This window comes from Rhizobium sp. BK602, assembly GCF_014195095.1.
Taxonomy (GTDB): Bacteria; Pseudomonadota; Alphaproteobacteria; order Rhizobiales; family Rhizobiaceae; genus Rhizobium.
The window spans coordinates 73451-90276 of record NZ_JACIBC010000013.1 but is presented as its reverse complement, the minus strand read 5'-3'; the positions used below and the strand labels follow the sequence as shown (position 1 = coordinate 90276).

20 protein-coding genes are annotated in these 16826 nt (G+C 64.0%); 2 read left to right on the top strand and 18 right to left on the bottom strand.

Annotated features, from left to right (window positions below; translation table 11 throughout):
* Nucleotides 1-25: 25 nt before the first annotated feature.
* From phnD to phnG, 10 genes are all read right to left on the bottom strand, one after another.
* On the bottom strand, nt 26-931 hold the full coding sequence (gene phnD, locus FHX11_RS28870; protein WP_184364564.1) for a phosphonate ABC transporter substrate-binding protein: 906 nt from the start codon (nt 929-931) through the stop codon (nt 26-28).
* Between the two features lie 89 nt (nt 932-1020).
* Nucleotides 1021-1875: a phosphonate ABC transporter ATP-binding protein gene (gene phnC, locus FHX11_RS28865; protein WP_184364559.1), complete on the bottom strand. Its 855-nt coding sequence runs from the start codon at nt 1873-1875 to the stop codon at nt 1021-1023.
* 224 nt (nt 1876-2099) lie between these two features.
* Entirely contained in the window at nt 2100-2663 is a 564-nt protein-coding gene (locus FHX11_RS28860; protein ID WP_184364546.1) for a pyridoxamine 5'-phosphate oxidase family protein, read from the bottom strand.
* Between the two features lie 89 nt (nt 2664-2752).
* Complete coding sequence (locus tag FHX11_RS28855) at nt 2753-3370, bottom strand: DapH/DapD/GlmU-related protein (RefSeq protein WP_184364540.1); 618 nt, start codon at nt 3368-3370, stop codon at nt 2753-2755.
* Nucleotides 3367-4074: a phosphonate C-P lyase system protein PhnL gene (gene phnL / locus FHX11_RS28850; protein WP_184364535.1), complete on the bottom strand. Its 708-nt coding sequence runs from the start codon at nt 4072-4074 to the stop codon at nt 3367-3369. The genes FHX11_RS28855 and phnL overlap by 4 nt, the downstream gene beginning before the upstream one ends.
* A 10-nt stretch (nt 4075-4084) precedes the next feature.
* Entirely contained in the window at nt 4085-4861 is a 777-nt protein-coding gene (gene phnK / locus FHX11_RS28845) for a phosphonate C-P lyase system protein PhnK (RefSeq protein ID WP_184364522.1), read from the bottom strand.
* A complete protein-coding gene (locus FHX11_RS28840; protein WP_184364516.1) occupies nt 4858-5769 on the bottom strand; it encodes an alpha-D-ribose 1-methylphosphonate 5-phosphate C-P-lyase PhnJ in 912 nt (303 codons plus the stop codon). Before FHX11_RS28840 ends, phnK begins: the two co-directional genes overlap by 4 nt.
* Complete coding sequence (locus tag FHX11_RS28835) at nt 5766-6875, bottom strand: carbon-phosphorus lyase complex subunit PhnI (protein ID WP_184364509.1); 1110 nt, start codon at nt 6873-6875, stop codon at nt 5766-5768. The genes FHX11_RS28840 and FHX11_RS28835 overlap by 4 nt, the downstream gene beginning before the upstream one ends.
* Before the next feature lie 3 nt (nt 6876-6878).
* Nucleotides 6879-7508, bottom strand: a complete 630-nt coding sequence (gene phnH / locus FHX11_RS28830; RefSeq protein ID WP_184364503.1) for a phosphonate C-P lyase system protein PhnH — start codon at nt 7506-7508, stop codon at nt 6879-6881.
* The gene (gene phnG / locus FHX11_RS28825) at nt 7508-7984 is read right to left on the bottom strand and encodes a phosphonate C-P lyase system protein PhnG (RefSeq protein WP_184364499.1); all 477 of its coding nucleotides are present in this window, start codon (nt 7982-7984) and stop codon (nt 7508-7510) included. The genes phnH and phnG overlap by 1 nt, the downstream gene beginning before the upstream one ends.
* A 104-nt stretch (nt 7985-8088) precedes the next feature.
* Here phnG and phnF point away from each other — a divergent pair, with 104 nt between their 5' ends.
* Nucleotides 8089-8823, top strand: a complete 735-nt coding sequence (phnF, locus tag FHX11_RS28820) for a phosphonate metabolism transcriptional regulator PhnF (RefSeq protein ID WP_184364484.1) — start codon at nt 8089-8091, stop codon at nt 8821-8823.
* A 22-nt stretch (nt 8824-8845) separates the two neighbouring features.
* On the opposite strand, the gene FHX11_RS28815 is transcribed toward phnF, so the two are convergent.
* From FHX11_RS28815 to mepA, 8 genes are all read right to left on the bottom strand, one after another.
* Nucleotides 8846-9142: a type II toxin-antitoxin system RelE/ParE family toxin gene (locus FHX11_RS28815; protein ID WP_184364478.1), complete on the bottom strand. Its 297-nt coding sequence runs from the start codon at nt 9140-9142 to the stop codon at nt 8846-8848.
* The gene (locus FHX11_RS28810; RefSeq protein ID WP_184364473.1) at nt 9139-9429 is read right to left on the bottom strand and encodes a hypothetical protein; all 291 of its coding nucleotides are present in this window, start codon (nt 9427-9429) and stop codon (nt 9139-9141) included. The genes FHX11_RS28815 and FHX11_RS28810 overlap by 4 nt, the downstream gene beginning before the upstream one ends.
* Before the next feature lie 104 nt (nt 9430-9533).
* Complete coding sequence (locus FHX11_RS28805) at nt 9534-10169, bottom strand: 2,3-bisphosphoglycerate-dependent phosphoglycerate mutase (RefSeq protein ID WP_184364468.1); 636 nt, start codon at nt 10167-10169, stop codon at nt 9534-9536.
* 122 nt (nt 10170-10291) lie between these two features.
* Entirely contained in the window at nt 10292-11116 is an 825-nt protein-coding gene (gene dapB / locus FHX11_RS28800) for a 4-hydroxy-tetrahydrodipicolinate reductase (protein WP_184364464.1), read from the bottom strand.
* 14 nt (nt 11117-11130) lie between these two features.
* Nucleotides 11131-12924, bottom strand: a complete 1794-nt coding sequence (locus tag FHX11_RS28795) for an ABC transporter ATP-binding protein (RefSeq protein ID WP_184364458.1) — start codon at nt 12922-12924, stop codon at nt 11131-11133.
* Nucleotides 12925-13109: 185 nt separating this feature from the next.
* Complete coding sequence (locus FHX11_RS28790) at nt 13110-14132, bottom strand: glucokinase (RefSeq protein ID WP_184364453.1); 1023 nt, start codon at nt 14130-14132, stop codon at nt 13110-13112.
* Between the two features lie 33 nt (nt 14133-14165).
* The gene (locus FHX11_RS28785) at nt 14166-14546 is read right to left on the bottom strand and encodes a methylglyoxal synthase (protein ID WP_184364447.1); all 381 of its coding nucleotides are present in this window, start codon (nt 14544-14546) and stop codon (nt 14166-14168) included.
* 101 nt (nt 14547-14647) lie between these two features.
* Nucleotides 14648-15694, bottom strand: a complete 1047-nt coding sequence (mepA, locus tag FHX11_RS28780; RefSeq protein WP_184364443.1) for a penicillin-insensitive murein endopeptidase — start codon at nt 15692-15694, stop codon at nt 14648-14650.
* 440 nt (nt 15695-16134) lie between these two features.
* On the opposite strand from mepA, the gene FHX11_RS28775 reads away from it, so the two are divergent.
* On the top strand, nt 16135-16740 hold the full coding sequence (locus tag FHX11_RS28775; RefSeq protein ID WP_210292632.1) for a TetR/AcrR family transcriptional regulator: 606 nt from the start codon (nt 16135-16137) through the stop codon (nt 16738-16740).
* Nucleotides 16741-16826 lie beyond the last annotated feature (86 nt).

Genomic DNA, 16826 nt, shown 5'->3' with positions numbered 1-16826 from the left:
GGCCGCCTCGCTGTCAGGAGAAAAATCAGCCGCCGATCGCAGCCTTGCGAACGTCGATAACGGCGTTGTAGAAGTCCGGCTTGACCTTGACGTAACCCTTGAAGTCGCCGCCTTCGATGGCGTTGAAGCATTTGGCGTCGGCGGTCGGCAGCTTCAGGAAGAAGTCGGTCAGCTTGGTCTGCCATTCGGTGCCGAGCGCGTTGCGGACGACGAGCGGGCCGTTCGGGATCAGCGGCGAACGCCAGACTTCGACCAGCTTGTTCGGATCGACGGTGCCCTTGTCGACTTCCTTGCGGAAGGTGCCGGAGGTGTAACCGTCCTTGAAATCGCCGATGCCCGAGGAATCGTCGACGGCGACGTCGACCTTGCCGTCATAGGCGGCGAGCAGGTTGTTCTCGTGGCCGCCGTTGAACTGGGTCGAGGCGAAGAACTTGTCGTTCGGGGCACCCGTGTCCTTCGGGATCTGCGTCAGCGGAACGAGATAGCCCGAGGTCGAGTCCGGATCGGCATAACCGAGCTTCTTGCCCTTGGCGTCCTTGATGGTCTTGATGCCGGAGGATTTCAGCGCGAGACCGATCGAGTAGTAGCCGGTCGAACCGTCGGCCTGCTGCGTGGTCAGGATCGGGGTGACGGCCTTCGGGTCCTTGATGGCGACGGCTGCGTAGCCGGAAGCGCCGAGTTCGGCGAAGTCGAGCGTGCCGCCAAGCAGGCCCTGAATGACGCCGTTATAATCGGCGGCCGGGAACAGCGATACCTTCTCGAAGCCGAATTCCTTCTTCAGGTGGTCGGAGAGGCAGGCATAGTTGCGCAGGCGGTCGGCTTCGTTTTCGCCGCCGAGAATGCCGACGCGGAATTCCTTGAGGTCCTGGGCAGCAGCGCCGCCAGCGAGCGCCAGAAGCGCCGTGGCTGCGAGAAGGGTCTTCTTCAACATGGGTCTATCTCCTGATTAACCGGTGTCCCCGGATGTCTTCGGTCTGGAAGAATGCGCCCTTGACGCGGGCCTTCGATCGCGGCCGTCTCTCAGAGACCGGCCAGTGCCAGCGGTTGCGTGCCGGCGGATGCGGTTTCCGCTGCCTGTGCGGAAGGATCGGAAAGCGTGATCGATGTCGACGTCATCGTCTCGTCGATGCCGGCGCCATCCTTGTCGGTGCCGTAGATTTCCTTGACGGCCGCGGCCGTCAGGTCGGAGGGCCTGCCGTCGAAGACGACGCGGCCGGCCGCCATGCCGACGATGCGTTCGCAATAGTTGCGGGCCGTGTCCAGCGTATGCAGATTGGTGATGACGGTGATGCCCTCGCGCTCGTTGATGTCGCGCAGCGCGTCCATGACGATCTTGGCGTTCAGCGGATCGAGCGAGGCGATCGGCTCGTCGGCCAGCATCATCTTCGGCTGCTGCATCAGGGCGCGGCAGATGGCGACGCGCTGCTGCTGGCCGCCGGACAGCGTGCCGGCCATCTGCAGGGCTGTCTGCTCGATGCCGAGGCGCTCCAGCGCCGCGATCGCCTCGATGCGCTCCTCGCGGGTGAAGACGGAAAGCAGGCTCATCACGGTCGAGCGCTGGTTGAGACGGCCGAGCATGACATTGGTCAAGACGTCGAGACGCGGAACGAGGTTGAACTGCTGGAAGATCATGGCGCAATCGCGCTGCCAGCTGCGTAGCGCCCGGCCGCTCAGCTTGGACACTTCGGTGCCGGCGAAATGGATCGAGCCGGAGGTCGGATCGGCGAGGCGGTTGATCATGCGCAGCAGCGTCGATTTGCCGGCGCCCGAACGGCCGATGACGCCGACCATCTGTCCTTGCGGAATGTCCAGCGTCACGGAATCGACGGCAAGCTTGTTTCCGAACCGGCGCGAAACATTCTTGAGCTCGAACATGAAGCTTTCCCTTTCGCCGCCGCCTGATCCGCGGCAAGCATTGATGTCGCGCTGCTAACCATGAATAGGCGCCGGTGCCCTGGCCAAAAATGGAATTTCGAGCGGCTGTGCGCCAAGTATAGGCAACGGATTATCGCCGCTTCATGAAGCTCGGATGTCGGATTTGTGTAAGTATTGTTACAATCCCCCGCTATTGGTGCGCCGGGAGATTCTTTTGAGCCGTGTTAGTTGCTTTCGGCGTCAAATAAACCTGTCGGCAGGCCGTCCATGCTGACGACGTTCTTCTCGCGCCAGTATTCCTGGATGCCGTCGGGACCCTTGGCATTGGCCCATTGGTCCATGCTTGGTCTTTCGCCTTCATAGGAAAAGAGCGGCACGCCGAAGCCGCAGGAGGTCTGGACGAGATCGAAATCCAGCCGGACGATCTGGCGCGCGCCGAGCGGCTCCTTGTCGTCATAATGGGCGTGCAGCAGCTCGCGGTATTCGGCCGTCTCCCGGTGAATGATCCTGCCGCGGCCGTAGAGGCGCAGGATCATCGGCGGTCCCTCGACGGCGCAGAACATGATGGTTAGCCGGCCATCGGCCTTCATGTGCGCCGAGGTTTCGTTGCCGCTGCCGGTCCGGTCGAGATAGATGGCGGCATTCGGCGAGATGATGCGCAGACACAGCGTCTCGCGCGGCGAGACATTCACGCGGGAATCCCTGGCGGCGGATGCCGTGAAGAAGATGTGCTGGCGCGCGATGAAGTCGCGCAGCCGGTCGTCGAGACTGGCGAATTGTTTTGCCATCAGGTTCCTCCTTCATGATCCCGCTCGAACAATATCCGAGGCTGAATTGTTTGGCGATTCCGGGCAGGCTTGGCCGTCCGGAATCGGCTTCATGCACCGTAGCGGCTCAAAAAATCCTCGGCGGAAAGGGCGCGGAAATCGGCCAGCGCCGTGCGCAGGGTAGCGTGATCCCAGTCCCACCAGGCAAGCTTGTCCATGCGCGCGCCGACCTCGGCGGTGAAACGCTCGCGGATGAGCTTGGCCGGCACGCCGCCGACGATCGCATAGGGCGCGACATCCTTGGAAACCACCGCGCCGGCGCCGATGACGGCGCCATTGCCGACGGTGACGCCCGGCAGGATGGTGGCGCCGTGGCCGATCCAGACGTCATGGCCGATGACGACGCGGTTCTCGCGCCGCCAGGTGAAGAAGTCGGTCTCCATATCGGCATCCGGCCAATAATCGGCGGCGCGATAGGTGAAGTGATGCAGCGTCGCCCGCCAGGTCGGATGGTTGGTGGCGTTGATGCGGACGCTGGCGGCGATGTTGACGAACTTGCCGATGGTCGCGCACCACACCGCGCCGTCCTGCATGATGTAGGAATAGTCGCCGATCTCGACCTCGTCGATGCGGCAGCGGTCGGAGACCTCGGTGTAGCGGCCGAGCGTCGAGTTGTTGACGCTCGCCGAAGGGCTGATGAAGGGCGCTTCGCCCAGTTTGCGGCTCATGCGGCGGCCTTTCTCGGCGAGAATTCGGAGACGTCGAGAATCCGGCTACCGACCGCCGCGCGCACCTCCTCGTCGTGGAAGATGCCGAGAAGCGCGACGCCGGCCTCCTTCTTCTGCTCGATCATCTCGACCACCACAGCGCGGTTCCTGGCGTCGAGCGAGGCCGTGGGTTCGTCGAGCAGAAGGATGGCGTGATCGGTGATGAAGCCGCGGGCGATGTTGACGCGTTGCTGCTCGCCGCCGGAGAAGGTGGCCGGCGGCAATTGCCAGAGCTCTTTCGGCAGGTTGAGCTGCGCGAGCAGTTCGGCCGCCTTTTCGCGAGCCTCGGCCGACGTCACGCCGCGCGCCAGGAGCGGCTCGGCGATGACGTCGATGGCGGCGACGCGCGGCACGGTGCGCAGGAACTGGCTGACATAGCCCATGGTGTGGCGGCGGACATCGAGCACGGTGCGCGGGTCGGCTTTGGCCAGATCGGTGATCCTGTCCTTGTGCATGACCAGGATCTGGCCGCTGTCGACGGCGTAATTGCCGTAGATCATCTTCAAGAGCGAGCTCTTGCCGATGCCGGAGGGACCGCCGAGCACGACGCATTCGCCGGCGGCGACCGAGAAGGACACATCGGCGACGACAGGCAGGCGGATGCCGTCACGCAGATGCATGGTGAAGCTCTTGAAGACTTCGGAAACGACGAGGGGAGTTGCCATGGTTCCTTCCTCAGACCTGCAGGATCGAAGAGACGAGCAATTGCGTATAGGGTTCGCGCGGATCGTCGAGCACGCGGTCGGTGAGACCATGCTCGATGACATGGCCATCCTTCATCACCATCATCCGGTGCGACAGAAGCCGGGCGACGGCGAGGTCGTGCGTGACGATGATCGCCGACAGGCCGAGATCGTTGACGAGGCCGCGTACGAGGTCGAGCAGGCGGGCCTGCACGGAGACGTCGAGGCCGCCGGTCGGTTCGTCCATGAACACCAGGCGCGGACCGGTCACCAGATTGCGGGCGATCTGCAGGCGCTGGCGCATGCCGCCGGAGAAGGCGCGGGGCTGGTCGTCGATGCGGTCGGCATCGATTTCGACCCGCTCCAGCCAGTCGATGGCGGTGTTGCGGATGTTGCCATAGTGGCGGTTGCCGATCGCCATCAGCCGCTCGCCGACATTGGCGCCGGCCGAGACTGTCATGCGCAAGCCGTCGGCGGGGTTCTGGTGGACGAAGCCCCAGTCGGTGCGCATCAGGAAGCGCCGTTCCGCCTCGTTCATGCGGAAGAGGTCGCGATAGGTCTCGTCGCGCATGTGGTATTCGACGCTGCCGGTGGTCGGCAGCAACCGTGTCGAGATGCAGTTCAGCAAGGTGGTCTTGCCCGAGCCGCTCTCGCCGACGATGGCCAGCACTTCGCCGGGCCAGAGTTCGAAGGAGACGTCGCGGCACCCGATGCGGCTGCCGTAGAACTTCGAGATATCCTTGACCTTGAGAAGCGGTGTGTCGCTCATTCGGCAGCCTCCTTGCTACCAGGCAGTCCATCGGTTGCCAGCCCATTTGGCGCCAGCATGGGGCCGACATGGCCATGGGCGCGGCGGTCCTCGCAGAAATCGGTGTCGGAGCAGACGAACATCCGTCCGCCCTTGTCGTCCAGGATCACTTCGTCAAGATAGACCTGCTCGGCGCCGCAGAGCGCGCAGGGCTTGTCGAAGCGCTGCACTTCGAAGGGATGGTCCTCGAAATCCAGGCTGACGACTTCGGTATGCGGCGGCACGGCGTAGATGCGCTTTTCGCGGCCGGCGCCGAACAGCTGCAGCGCATCCGACAGATGCATTTTCGGATTGTCGAATTTCGGCGTCGGCGAGGGGTCCATCACATAGCGGCCGGCGACCTTGACCGGATAGGCATAGGTGGTGGCGATGCGGCCGTTGCGGGCGATATCCTCGTAGAGCTTCACATGCATGAGACCGTATTCCTCGAGCGCATGCATCTTGCGGGTCTCGGTCTCGCGCGGTTCGAGGAAGCGTAAGGGTTCCGGGATCGGCACCTGATAGACCAGCACCTGGTTGGGGCCGAGCTTGGCTTCCGGAATGCGGTGGCGCGTCTGGATGATGGTCGCCTCCTCCGTGCGGGTGGTGACGGCGACATTGGCCACTTTCTGGAAGAAGGCGCGGATGGAAACGGCGTTGGTGGTATCGTCGGCGCCCTGGTCGATGACTTTCAGCACATCGTCCGGCCCGATGATCGCCGCCGTCAGCTGCACGCCGCCCGTGCCCCAGCCATAGGGCATCGGCATCTCGCGGGAAGCAAAAGGCACCTGATAGCCGGGAATGGCGATCGCCTTGAGAATGGCGCGGCGGATCATCCGCTTGGTTTGCTCGTCGAGATAGGCGAAGTTGTAGGTGGCGAGTTCGGTCATTCGGCTGCCTCCGTCATCGGGTCCATACCGCCGTCGCGGGCGGCTTCGAAATCGCGGCGCATGCGGCGCACCAGGTCGAGCTCGGCCTGGAAATCGACATAATGCGGCAGCTTCAGATGTTCGACGAAGCCGGTCGCCTGCACGTTGTCGGAATGCGAGATGACGAATTCCTCGTCCTGGGCGGGCGCGACGATGTCCTCGCCGAGTTCGTCGGCGCGCAGCGCCCGGTCGACCAGCGACATGGCCATGGCCTTGCGCTCGCTCTGGCCGAAGACCAGGCCATAGCCGCGTGTGAACTGCGGTGGCGCCTTGGCAGAGCCCTTGAACTGGTTGACCATCTGGCATTCGGTCACCTGGATGGAGCCGAGCGACACGGCAAAACCGAGCTCCGGCACGTCGAGCTCGACCTCGACTTCGCCGATGCGGATTTCGCCGGTGAAGGGGTGGTTGCGGCCGTAGCCGCGCTGTGTCGAATAGCCGAGCGCCAGCAGAAAACCCTCGTCGCCGCGCGCCAGCGCCTGCAGGCGCAGGTCGCGGGTCATCGGGAATTCCATCGGCTCGCGCGTCAGGTCGCCGGTCTCGTGGTCGATCGGCATGTCGCCGTCTGCCTCGATCAGTCCTTCTTCGGCGAGAATTTCGGAGACGCGCATCACGCGGTCGTCCTCGACGGTCCGCTGCATCGGCTCGTCCACCGGCTCGTCGGTCAGCAGGCTCGGATCGAGCAGGCGGTGGGTATAGTCGAAGGTCGGGCCGAGAAGCTGGCCGCCCGGCAGGTCCTTGTAGGTGGCGGAGATGCGGCGCTCGATCTTCATCGCCGCCGTGTCTAGCGGCCGTGAATAGCCGAAGCGTGGCAGCGTCGTGCGGTAGGCTCTGAGCAGGAAGATCGCCTCGATCATGTCGCCGCGCGCCTGGCGAACGGCGAGTGCGGCGAGCGTGCGGTCATAGAGCGAGGCTTCGGCCATGACGCGGTCGACGGCGAGCGCCAGTTGCGCGACGATCTGGTCGATGCCGAGCGCCGGCAGCGAGCGGTCGCCGCGGCGACGGTCGGCCAGCAGCCGATGAGCATTGGCGATGGCGGCTTCGCCGCCTTTTACGGCAACATACATGCGTCACATCTCCGTCGCGATGATCTTGGTGGTGCGCGGCAGGCAAAGGAACTGCCGTCCCGCCGTCAGAACGAGGTCGATGCCGCGCGGGAAGAGCGCGCGGTTGTCGTTCCAGCAGCGCAGGAACGTCTCCGGCAGGCCGACCGGCGCGATGATGCGGATGCCGGCAATGCCGGGACCCGAAAGCGCCAGCTCTTTGCCACCTTCGAGGCTGGTGATCTCGAGCACGATCGTCGTCGAGCGGTCGGGATATTCCTGCGTGCCGATATCGAACTGGTTGAGGGAGGCGAGGATCACGCCGGCTTCGATGAAGGCGAAGCGCGCTTCCAGTTTTTCCGGCGTCACCGGCGCGCCGGTGTGAAAGCCGAGCCATTCCGGCATGGTCGAGCGTGCGAGGCCGGACGAAAGCCAGGCCGGCGTGTCGTTGTCGCAGAGGGTGAGGCCGACTGCGCCGGCGGCGATGCCGAGAGGGGCGGGCGGGGCGATGTCGGCGGCGACCGTCTGCAAGGTTCCCGGACGCGCCATGGCGTCCATCATCATCTTGAAGACGCCCTGCGCGTCGAAGACCGGATTGCCGAAGCCGCCGCTCAATGCGTCGCTGTCGGGGATGGTGGAGCTATTGGAAAGGCTCATCAGTCTTCTCCGCGGACCATGGTGAAGAAATCGACGCGGGTGGCGGCCGTTTCCTCCGCCCGCTTGCGGTCGCGACTGGCGATCCGCTCGGTGACCGGCAGCAGGATCGCTTTCTCGACGAAATCCTTGGTGGCCGGCTGATGCCAGAGCGCGTCGAAGATCGCCGCCAGCCGCACCTTCTCGCGGTCGGTGCCGAGCGCATGCGCGTGTCCCACCGTGCCGGAGGCGAGCTTGACGGTGGCGCGCGTCACCGTGACCTCGCCGAGGTTGAAGGGCGAACCGCCGCCGCCGATGCGGCCGCGCACCATGACGAGCCCGGTCTCCGGCCCGCGCACGGGCTGGATCGCCGGTTTTTCCGGCAATGCTTCCCAGGCGGCATCGAGCTCGTCACGTTCGGCTCGTGCCAGAAGATCGGCCGTGCGCTTGCGTTCGCGACGCTCCTGCGCGGCTGCTTCCTGCCTTTGTGCTGAATTCATCGCGTCATCCCCAAATAATGTCTATTGATATAGACAACCATACAAGGTATGTTTTATATCTATTGGGGGGACGTGACAAGCGTATGACAGGGCAGGCGGGTGATATGGCGGGGCAGAAGGTACAGAGGCAGACGGGCGTGGCGCTCTGGCGGCAGATTGCCGACCGCATCCGCGCATCGATCAATCAGGGCGATTTCGATGAAACGGGCATGGTGCCGCCGGAAACGGTGCTCGCCTCGCAGTTCGGCGTCAACCGGCATACGGTTCGCAGCGCGCTCGCCGCCTTGGGGCAGGAAGGCATCGTTCGCGCCGTGCAGGGGCGCGGCACCCTGATCGAGCGTAAGGAACGGCTGAATTTCCCGATCTCGAAGCGGACGCGGTTTTCGCAAGGGATCGGCGACCAGGCGCGAGAGGCGCGCAGCATGCTGGTGGCGGCCAGCCGGGAAAGCGCCACGGCGGAGGTGGCGCGCTGGCTGAAGCTGGCGCCCGGCGCGGCTGTCGTCCGGCTGGAAACGATCGGCCGGGCCGATCATCGCCCCGTCTCGCGCGCCACTAGCTGGTTTCCCGCCGAGCGTTTCGCCGACATCGCCGAGATCTATCGTGACACCGGTTCGATCACCAAGGCGTTCCGCGAACTCGGCGTGGCCGATTATGTGCGTGTCGTCACGGAAATCACCGCCGCCCATGCGGAGGAAAGCGATCTCGCCGATCTCGAACTCTCCCCTGGCGCCATCGTCATGACGACGCGGGCACTGAACGCCGATCTCGACGGCGTGCCGGTGCAATATTCGATCTCACGCTTTGCAGCGGATCGGGTGCGGTTCACGGTGGAGAATTGAGGATGGTGTAAGTGGCTTCGAGTTAGGAAGCCGATCCCACATCGTTCGGCGGCCATTGCTGCGCGGCATGAAGAATGCGGATGATCCGCACTGTCTCGTCTACAAGATCATAGATCAGCAAATAGTTTCTATGCACGACAAGTTCTCGCGTCCCAGACACGCGGCCGGGTCGGCCGGTCAATGGATATGCAGCAAGCTGTGTCGATCGCTTGACGAAGAGTTCGTCGAGCGTGAGAGCCGCAGCGGCGTTGTCCGCCTCGATGTAGCTGTAGATTGCGTGTCGGTCGGCCCTTGCTTCGGGGGTCCAGGCAAGTTTCACGAGGATTGGCCGCTTAGCCTGCGGCGTGTTTCTTCTCGCATGGCAGCGAATTCGGCCTCGACGTCCTCTGCGGGGATGAGATTGCCGGCATTGGCGGAAGCAAGACCAGCCTGAACCTGCTGGCGGAACCAGACATCATAGTCGGCCTCGTCTTGCTGACGTTTCACATACTCTCGCATGAACGCCCGAAGCAATTGCGCGCCGGTTTGATCATGCGCTTTCGCCGCTTCGCTGAATGCGGACTTCAAGTCTTCTTCAACTCGAAAAGTAAATGTAGCGTCCGTCATAATCGCCCCATGTGTTACATGTGTAGTGCAATGTAACACATGGGGCTGGATTTTCCACCCCTCAGCCGTCGAGCGTCTGAGGGGCGGCTTTCCTGCTCAGGCGTTCAATGCGCGCCGGACATGTCGCCGAGCACTTCCTTGGAAGCGACGGTGGAGTCGGCGTTGAGCTTGTAGACCATCGGTACGCCGGTCGCGAGGTTGAGCGACAGGATCTGTTCCTTGGTCAGCCGGTCGAGGACCATGACCAGCGAACGCAGCGAATTGCCGTGGGCGGCGACAAGCACCTTCTGGCCGGCAAGCACGCGCGGCAGGATTTCCGTGAGGTAATAGGGCCAGACGCGGGCGCCGGTGTCACGCAGGCTTTCGCCGCCGGGCGGCGGCACGTCGTAGGAGCGGCGCCAGATGTGGACCTGCTCCTCGCCCCACTTGGCGCGGGCGTCGTCCTTGTTGAGGCCGGAGAGATCGCCGTAGTCGCGCTCGTTCAGCGCCTGGTCCTTGATGGTTTCGAGCCCCGGCTGACCGACTTCATCGAGGATGATCTTCAGCGTGTGCTGCGCGCGCGTCAATGCCGAGGTGAAGGCGATGTCGTATTTGATGCCGTAATCGGCCAGCGCCTTGCCGCCGGTCCTGGCTTCCTCGATGCCGAGCGCGGTCAGGTCGGGGTCCTTCCAGCCGGTGAAGAGATTCTTCAAATTCCAGTCGCTCTGCCCATGGCGAACGAGGACGAGAGTACCGCTCATAATGTCACTCCTTGGTAAAGCAATTCCAGGAAAAGTGCGTAGCGGTTTTCCGTCCGGAATTGCGAGACAATAAAAGGCCGGAGCGGTTCAGCAGTTCCATGCTGAACCGCTCCGGTATCGGATCAACGTGTGGAAAGCCCGAGGACATCGAGCATGGAATAGAGGCCGGGCTTCTTGTCGCGCGCCCAGAGGGCGGCCTGAAGCGCGCCGCGGGCGAACAGCGAGCGATCGCCGGCGCTGTGGGACAGCGTCAGGCGCTCGCCTTCGCCGGCGAAGATGACCGAGTGATCGCCGATGACGGCGCCGCCGCGCAGCGTGGCGAAACCGATGGCGCCCGCAGGGCGCGGACCGGTATGGCCGTCGCGCACCCGCACGGAATGATCGTTGAGATCGATGCCGCGCCCCTTGGCGGCGGCTTCGCCGAGCAAAAGCGCCGTGCCCGAGGGCGCGTCGACCTTATGCTTGTGGTGCATTTCCAGCACCTCGATATCCCAGTCGGCCGGCGGCAGTGCCCGCGCGGCCTGCTCGACAAGCACGCTCAGAAGGTTGATTCCGAGGCCCATATTGCCCGACTTGACGATGCGGGCGTGACGGGCGGCGGCCTTGAACTTGGCCTCGTCTTCCGCCGAGCAGCCCGTGGTGCCGATGATGTGGACGATGCGGGCCTGGGCGGCGAGGCCGGAAAAGGTGACGCTGGTGGCCGGCGTGGTGAAGTCGATGACGCCCTCTGCATGCAGGAAGGCCGCCAGCGGATCGTCGGTGACGGGGATACCGATCGGCCCCAGCCCGGCGATCTCGCCGGCATCCTTGCCGATGAAGGCCGAACCGGGACGGGCGACGGCGGCATGCAGGGTGACGCCTTCGGTGGCGTGAATGAGGCGGATCAGCGCCTGTCCCATGCGGCCCGCCGCGCCAACCACCACCAGCTTCATCGCATCGTCGCTCATGTCGTCTCTATCGTCTATTTACGGGAGTTGCCGGAAACGGCCGGCCGCTGAAGGTTGTTGAGGCGAGCGTAAAGGCCATTGTCGGCCTCCGCAAGCGTCTCGTGGTTGCCCTCTTCGACGACGCGCCCATTCTGCATGACAATGATCTTCTCGGCCCGGACGACCGTCGACAGGCGATGGGCGATGACGACGACCGTGCGGCCGCTCATGGCCTCGTCCAGCGCCTTCTGCACGGCGGCTTCCGATTCCGTGTCGAGCGCCGAGGTCGCCTCGTCGAGGAGCAGGATCGGCGCGTTGCGCACCAGCGCGCGGGCGATCGATACGCGCTGCCGCTGGCCGCCGGACAGCGTCACGCCGTTCTCGCCGACCGGCGTATCGTAACCCTGCGGCTGCGCGACGATGAAATCATGCGCATAGGCGAGCCTGGCCGCCTGTTCGACCTCGGCATCGCTCGCCTCGGGGCGGCCATAGCGGATATTGTCGCGGATCGTGCCTTCGAAGAGATAGGGCTGCTGGGAGACATAGGCGATCTGCTCGCGCAGCGACCGCTTCGTGACATGCGCTATGTCCTGCCCGTCGATATAAATGGCGCCGGCAGCCGGATCGTAGAAGCGCGGGATGAGATTGATGACGGTGGATTTACCGGCGCCTGAGGGGCCGACCAGTGCCGTCGTCTGACCGCCCTCGGCAACAAGGCTCACATCGTCGAGCACCGTGTCGTCGCCATAGGCGAACCGGACGTCGCGGAATTCGATGCGGGCATCGGTGACGACCAGCGGCTTGGCGTCCGGCAGCTCGCGCTGGCGCGGCTCCATGTCGAGCAGCTCATAGATCATCCGCGCGTTGACCACGGCGCGCTCCAGCTGCACCTGCAGCTTGGCCAGCCGCCGGGCCGGATCATAGGCGAGCAGCAGCGAGGTGGCGAAGGAGAAGAATACGCCGGGCGAGACGTTGTCATAGATCGAACGGTAGGCGGCATAGGCGAAGAGGCTGGCGATCGCGAAGCCCGCAACGGTTTCCATGAGCGGGCCGTTGCGCTCCGACAGGCGCGCGATCCGGTTCTGCCGATGCTCGGCGGCGGTGATCAGCTTGTTGATCTTGCGCTCGAGCTCGTTTTCCATCGTGAACGCCTTGACGATGGAAATGCCCTGGATGGTTTCCTGCATTGCCCCCAAAACATGGCTGTTCAGGACGACCGCCTCGCGCGTCGCGGCGCGAAGGCGCTTGGAAATATAGCGAAGCGCGATGAAAAGCGGCGGCGCGATCACGAAGAAGGCGATGCTGAGCACCGGGTCCTGGACGATCATCACGCCGAGCAGCGATATGAAGGTGAGAAAGTCGCGCGCCGTGGAGGTGATCGTCAGGTTCATCACGTCGCGGATGCCGGAGACGTTCTGGCTGATCCGCGCCGCGAGCTGCGCGGAGCGCGCCTCGCTGAAGAAGCCGACCGAGAGCGTCATCAGGTGCATGTAGAGGCGGCGCTGATAGCGCGCGATGATATTGTTGCCGATCTTGCTGAGGATGACCGACTGGAAATAGCCCGCGAAGCCACGCACCACGAAAACGAGGAATATGCTGACGCAGATCAGCCAGGCGTCCGAAATGTCACGATCGACGAAGGCCTTGTCGATGACCAGCTTCATGATGTAGCCGATATAGGCCGTCGAAAGCGCCACCAGGATCAGGCAAGCGATCGCAATGCTGTAGCCGCCGATATGGTCTCGGCCGTTTTCACCGATAATACGCTTCAGCATGCCGGTGATGGCTTCGCTGTCGACGTTGTTTTTCTTGGTGTCGGGTAGTTTCAAAAATCGGCTTCCTGTCTCAAACCAAGCGAGCCGCACCTGGCATATGCTTTCGCGGCTCTATAAAGAGTTAGGATGGCTTTGGCTAGATATGGCCTGCCGGGCTGGTTAAGAGGCAGGCCATGGAGCCTGCATCATTATAAGCGAATGACGCTTCGTCAAAAAGGCTGCCTGTAGTCCTGGCCGCATCAACGCCGCCAGCGGCGGCCGTCCGTCGACAGGCCGAAACTCGCCGGCAGGCGGGCATAGGCGGCGAGGCCGGCAAGCGCGGCAAGCGGGTGGATGACCACATGCGTCGGGATCGAGCGCAGCAAAGCGCTATGCGGCGCCTTGTCCTCGAAGGCGGCGCGGAATTCCGGCCCCTGCAGCGCCGGCAGGATTTTCTGCGAGATGCCGCCGGAAAGATAGACGCCGCCGCGCGCCATGAAGATCAGCGCCACGTCGCCGGCGACACGGCCGAGATAGGTGACGAACAGGGTCAGCGTCTCCTCGGCCTGGGCGTTGCTCTTGGCGAGCGCATGCGTGGTGACGTCGGCCGGTTCCTTGAGGCTGGGCTCGATGCCGTCGGTCTTGCAGATGGCATGGTAGAGATTGAGCAGTCCACGGCCGCAAATGACCTGCTCGGCGGAGATGCGGCCCTCGATGGTTTCCAGATGCGGCCAGATCGCCAGGTCGCGGGCGGTGCGCGGCCCGAGATCGATGTGGCCGCCTTCGCCCGGAACCGGAATCCAGGCATGCTGCGCATGGACGAGACCGGCGACGCCAAGGCCGGTGCCCGGCCCGAGCACGGCGCGCGAGGCGACCATGCCCTCCGTCGTCTCGCCGATCGTGTGGCGATGCTCCTCGGAGACGACGGCGATCGCCAGCGCCTGCGCCTCGAAATCGTTGATGATCAGCACATCCTCAATGCCGAGATTGGCGATCATCGTCTTCGGACGGATCACCCAGTCGCAATTGGTCAGCGGAATTTCATCGCCGCGCACCGGGCCGGCCATGGCGAGGATCGTCGAGCGCGGCCGTATTGCCGACTTGGCAAGGACGCTTTCGATTGCGGCGTCGATCGTCTCGAAGTCGGCGGTCCGCACATTGGGAAAATGCTCCGGCTCGGCCTTCGCCTCGGCAAGGATCGAGAAGCGGGCATTGGTGCCGCCGATGTCGCCGATCAGGATGGGAAATGGCAGGGGGGCATCGCTGTGATTGAGCTCGGGCATGGCCAGGTCCGTGGTCTGCCGCCGCAAGGCGGATTAAGGGTTCAGTGTTTTGATCAGCCGTTCGGCGGTGGATTCGTTGAGCGCCATCGGAATGTCGTAGAGAACGGCAAGCCGCGTCAATGCCTTCACGTCGACATCGTGCGGCATCGGGGTGAGGGGATCGATGAAGAAGATGAGCATGTCGATCTCGCCGGTGGCGATCATCGCGCCGATCTGCTGGTCGCCGCCGAGCGGACCGCTCTTCAGGCGGGTGACCTTGAGATCGGGACAGGCATCGAGCACGCGCCCGCCGGTGGTGCCGGTGGCGACGATATGCCAGCCGGTGAGCGCATCCTGGTTGCGCCGGGCAAATTCCGCCATCGCATCTTTTTTCTGATCATGCGCGATCAGCGCGATGCATTTGCCGCCGGCCATCAACCAATGCTCCCTAGTCTTTTAAATCGATTTGTTCCGCCTTCTATACCAAGAAACGGCCCTTTGAAAGACCGGGTCGGCCGGTGACGGCCGATCCCCTATCATTGCTGCGGGATGTTGCCGGGCGGCGTGCTGCCGCTGCCGGAACTCGAAACCGGCAGAGCGCCGGTTGCGGCCGTCGGTGCTACCGCCTTGGTGCCGAAGGTCGCGGCGCGGGCCGAAGGGACGGACGGTGCGTCCAGCACTGCCTGGCAGGCCTTGGGCAAATCGGAGACCATGACCTCGCGCGGTTTTGCCGGCGGCTTCGCGCCGGGCTTCGGCTTGGCCCAGGGCTCGGGGCCGAGCCACCAGGCCAGCGACTTGTCGCAGCCGTCGCCGGCGGCGACCGGCGCCTGCCCCGTGCAGCCGACCGAGCCGGCCGGGCAGCGGATACGGATATGGAAATGCGAATCGTGACCATATTCCGGGCGCAGCTTGCCGAGATTGGTGCGGTCGCCGGTCCAGGTGTCGCACATCTTCTTCTTGATCGCCGGATTGACGAAGATGCGCTCGACTTCGGGATAGCTGGCGGCGCGCATCAGGAGGCGGGCATGCGCCGGCGTCCAGACCCGGTCGTTGATCGTCAGGAACTTGTCCTTGGCCAGCATCGAGGTGAAGGGCAGGCTTTCGCGTTCGGCTGCCGTCAGCGTCCGCGGCGGCATCGGCGTCAGCCAGACATCGGCGTCGAGGCCGATCTGGTGCGAGGCATGGCCGTTGAACATCGGGCCGCCGCGTGGCTGCGCGATATCGCCGACCAAAAGGCCCGGCCAGCCGTCATTTTTCGCCGCGTCGCGCGACAGTCGTTCCAGAAGCCCGATCATTTCCGGCCGGCCCCAGCGCCGGTTGCGCGACAGGCGCATCGCCTGCCAGGTCGGCCCGTCGGTGGGCAAGGCCACGGCGCCGGAAAGGCAGCCCTTGGCGTAAAAGCCGATCGATTGCGGCGGTCCCTGGGTCGGCAGCGTCACCGCGCCGAAGATCGCCTTGGCGCTGCCGGGCGTCGGAGCGGCCTGCTGCGCCAGCGCGTCGCCGGCGATAAGACCCGCGCCGATCATGGTGGCAAGGGCAAGTTTGCTGAAGGTGTCGAAGGTCCGAACCAGGAGGGAAATCATATGGTTCCTTGAAAGGCTGCCGGCGCTGGCCGAAGTGATTTGCGCTGGAATCTACCGCATAACCCCGGAAATCGGAATCGATTTTCGGAATGCTTATTTGCCTTTTCTTAAATTCGCTCGCGCGACGGCCGTCGGCAAATCCACCCTGGGAAAGCCGGCGGTTTCGCAGGCGCCCCGGTTGACAGCACGGGTATGGATTGCGGAAAGTCGAATGGTCACAATGACCTTGGGTCCCGTCGCCGGTTCTGTTTTCCGGTGATGCGGCTCAGTTTCCGGCGATCGGCTGTGTGTTGGGGAGCGGCCGTCCAGACGGATCTGGGTTTGAACCCGAGGCGATTGCGATGATGTGACGGCCTGGGGATTGTAAGAAGGGGACATCAGGGGTGGGGACGCATGAGGATATCCTCATAACGGCTGACCGTGGGCAAAGCGCACGGACATTGAGCGAAGAACCGCAGACGCGGATACCCAAGCGCCGGCGCGGCCGTGATCGCGTCGCCGTGCTGCTGGAGGCATCCGCGAGGGTTTTCGTCCGCAAGGGCTACGAGGCCGCGACGATGACGGAGATCGCCGCCGAGGCGAACTCCTCGATCGGATCGCTCTATCAGTTCTTTCCGACGAAGCCGCTTCTGGCCGAGGCGCTACACGTCGACCGGCTGGAACGGCTGAAATCCGTGCTCGGCGAGATCGTGGAAAAAAGCGGCGGTCTTTCGCCGGCCGATAGCGGCGAGGCGATCTTCGACCGACTGGCCGCCTTCATAGAAACCTTTCCGGAATATCCGGTGCTGGCGGCGCGCCGCGATGTGCCGAAGGATCGCAAGATGCGCTCGCGGGCGGAGCTGAAGGAGCTGATCTGCGCCATCCTCAAGCGGGCGCAGCCGCCGGTCGGGGACGATGCTGCCCTGATGGCGGCGATCATTCTCGCCTTGCTGCGCATCGCCGTCCTTGCCGCCACCGAACCGGACACGGCCGAGGATGGCCAGGTCGTTCGTGAACTGCGGCTGATGCTGCGCAGGCGTCTCGAAGAGGCCGCCGCTCAGCGCTAATGCCGCGATTGTGACGGACGCGGGCGTGAAGAGGTGAGCGATTGCGTCCTGTTTTTTGCCCTCATTTGCCTTATGCTGATTCCGAT

Bases quoted from the DNA above. Each gene is read 5' to 3' on its own strand.
- phnD (WP_184364564.1), bottom strand. From the start codon at position 931: ATGTTGAAGAAGACCCTTCTCGCAGCCACGGCGCTTCTGGCGCTCGCT.
- phnC (WP_184364559.1), bottom strand. From the start codon at position 1,875: ATGTTCGAGCTCAAGAATGTTTCGCGCCGGTTCGGAAACAAGCTTGCC.
- FHX11_RS28860 (WP_184364546.1), bottom strand. From the start codon at position 2,663: ATGGCAAAACAATTCGCCAGTCTCGACGACCGGCTGCGCGACTTCATC.
- FHX11_RS28855 (WP_184364540.1), bottom strand. From the start codon at position 3,370: ATGAGCCGCAAACTGGGCGAAGCGCCCTTCATCAGCCCTTCGGCGAGC.
- phnL (WP_184364535.1), bottom strand. From the start codon at position 4,074: ATGGCAACTCCCCTCGTCGTTTCCGAAGTCTTCAAGAGCTTCACCATG.
- phnK (WP_184364522.1), bottom strand. From the start codon at position 4,861: ATGAGCGACACACCGCTTCTCAAGGTCAAGGATATCTCGAAGTTCTAC.
- FHX11_RS28840 (WP_184364516.1), bottom strand. From the start codon at position 5,769: ATGACCGAACTCGCCACCTACAACTTCGCCTATCTCGACGAGCAAACC.
- FHX11_RS28835 (WP_184364509.1), bottom strand. From the start codon at position 6,875: ATGTATGTTGCCGTAAAAGGCGGCGAAGCCGCCATCGCCAATGCTCAT.
- phnH (WP_184364503.1), bottom strand. From the start codon at position 7,508: ATGAGCCTTTCCAATAGCTCCACCATCCCCGACAGCGACGCATTGAGC.
- phnG (WP_184364499.1), bottom strand. From the start codon at position 7,984: ATGAATTCAGCACAAAGGCAGGAAGCAGCCGCGCAGGAGCGTCGCGAA.
- phnF (WP_184364484.1), top strand. From the start codon at position 8,089: ATGGCGGGGCAGAAGGTACAGAGGCAGACGGGCGTGGCGCTCTGGCGG.
- FHX11_RS28810 (WP_184364473.1), bottom strand. From the start codon at position 9,429: ATGACGGACGCTACATTTACTTTTCGAGTTGAAGAAGACTTGAAGTCC.
- FHX11_RS28805 (WP_184364468.1), bottom strand. From the start codon at position 10,169: ATGAGCGGTACTCTCGTCCTCGTTCGCCATGGGCAGAGCGACTGGAAT.
- dapB (WP_184364464.1), bottom strand. From the start codon at position 11,116: ATGAGCGACGATGCGATGAAGCTGGTGGTGGTTGGCGCGGCGGGCCGC.
- FHX11_RS28790 (WP_184364453.1), bottom strand. From the start codon at position 14,132: ATGCCCGAGCTCAATCACAGCGATGCCCCCCTGCCATTTCCCATCCTG.
- FHX11_RS28785 (WP_184364447.1), bottom strand. From the start codon at position 14,546: ATGGCCGGCGGCAAATGCATCGCGCTGATCGCGCATGATCAGAAAAAA.
- mepA (WP_184364443.1), bottom strand. From the start codon at position 15,694: ATGATTTCCCTCCTGGTTCGGACCTTCGACACCTTCAGCAAACTTGCC.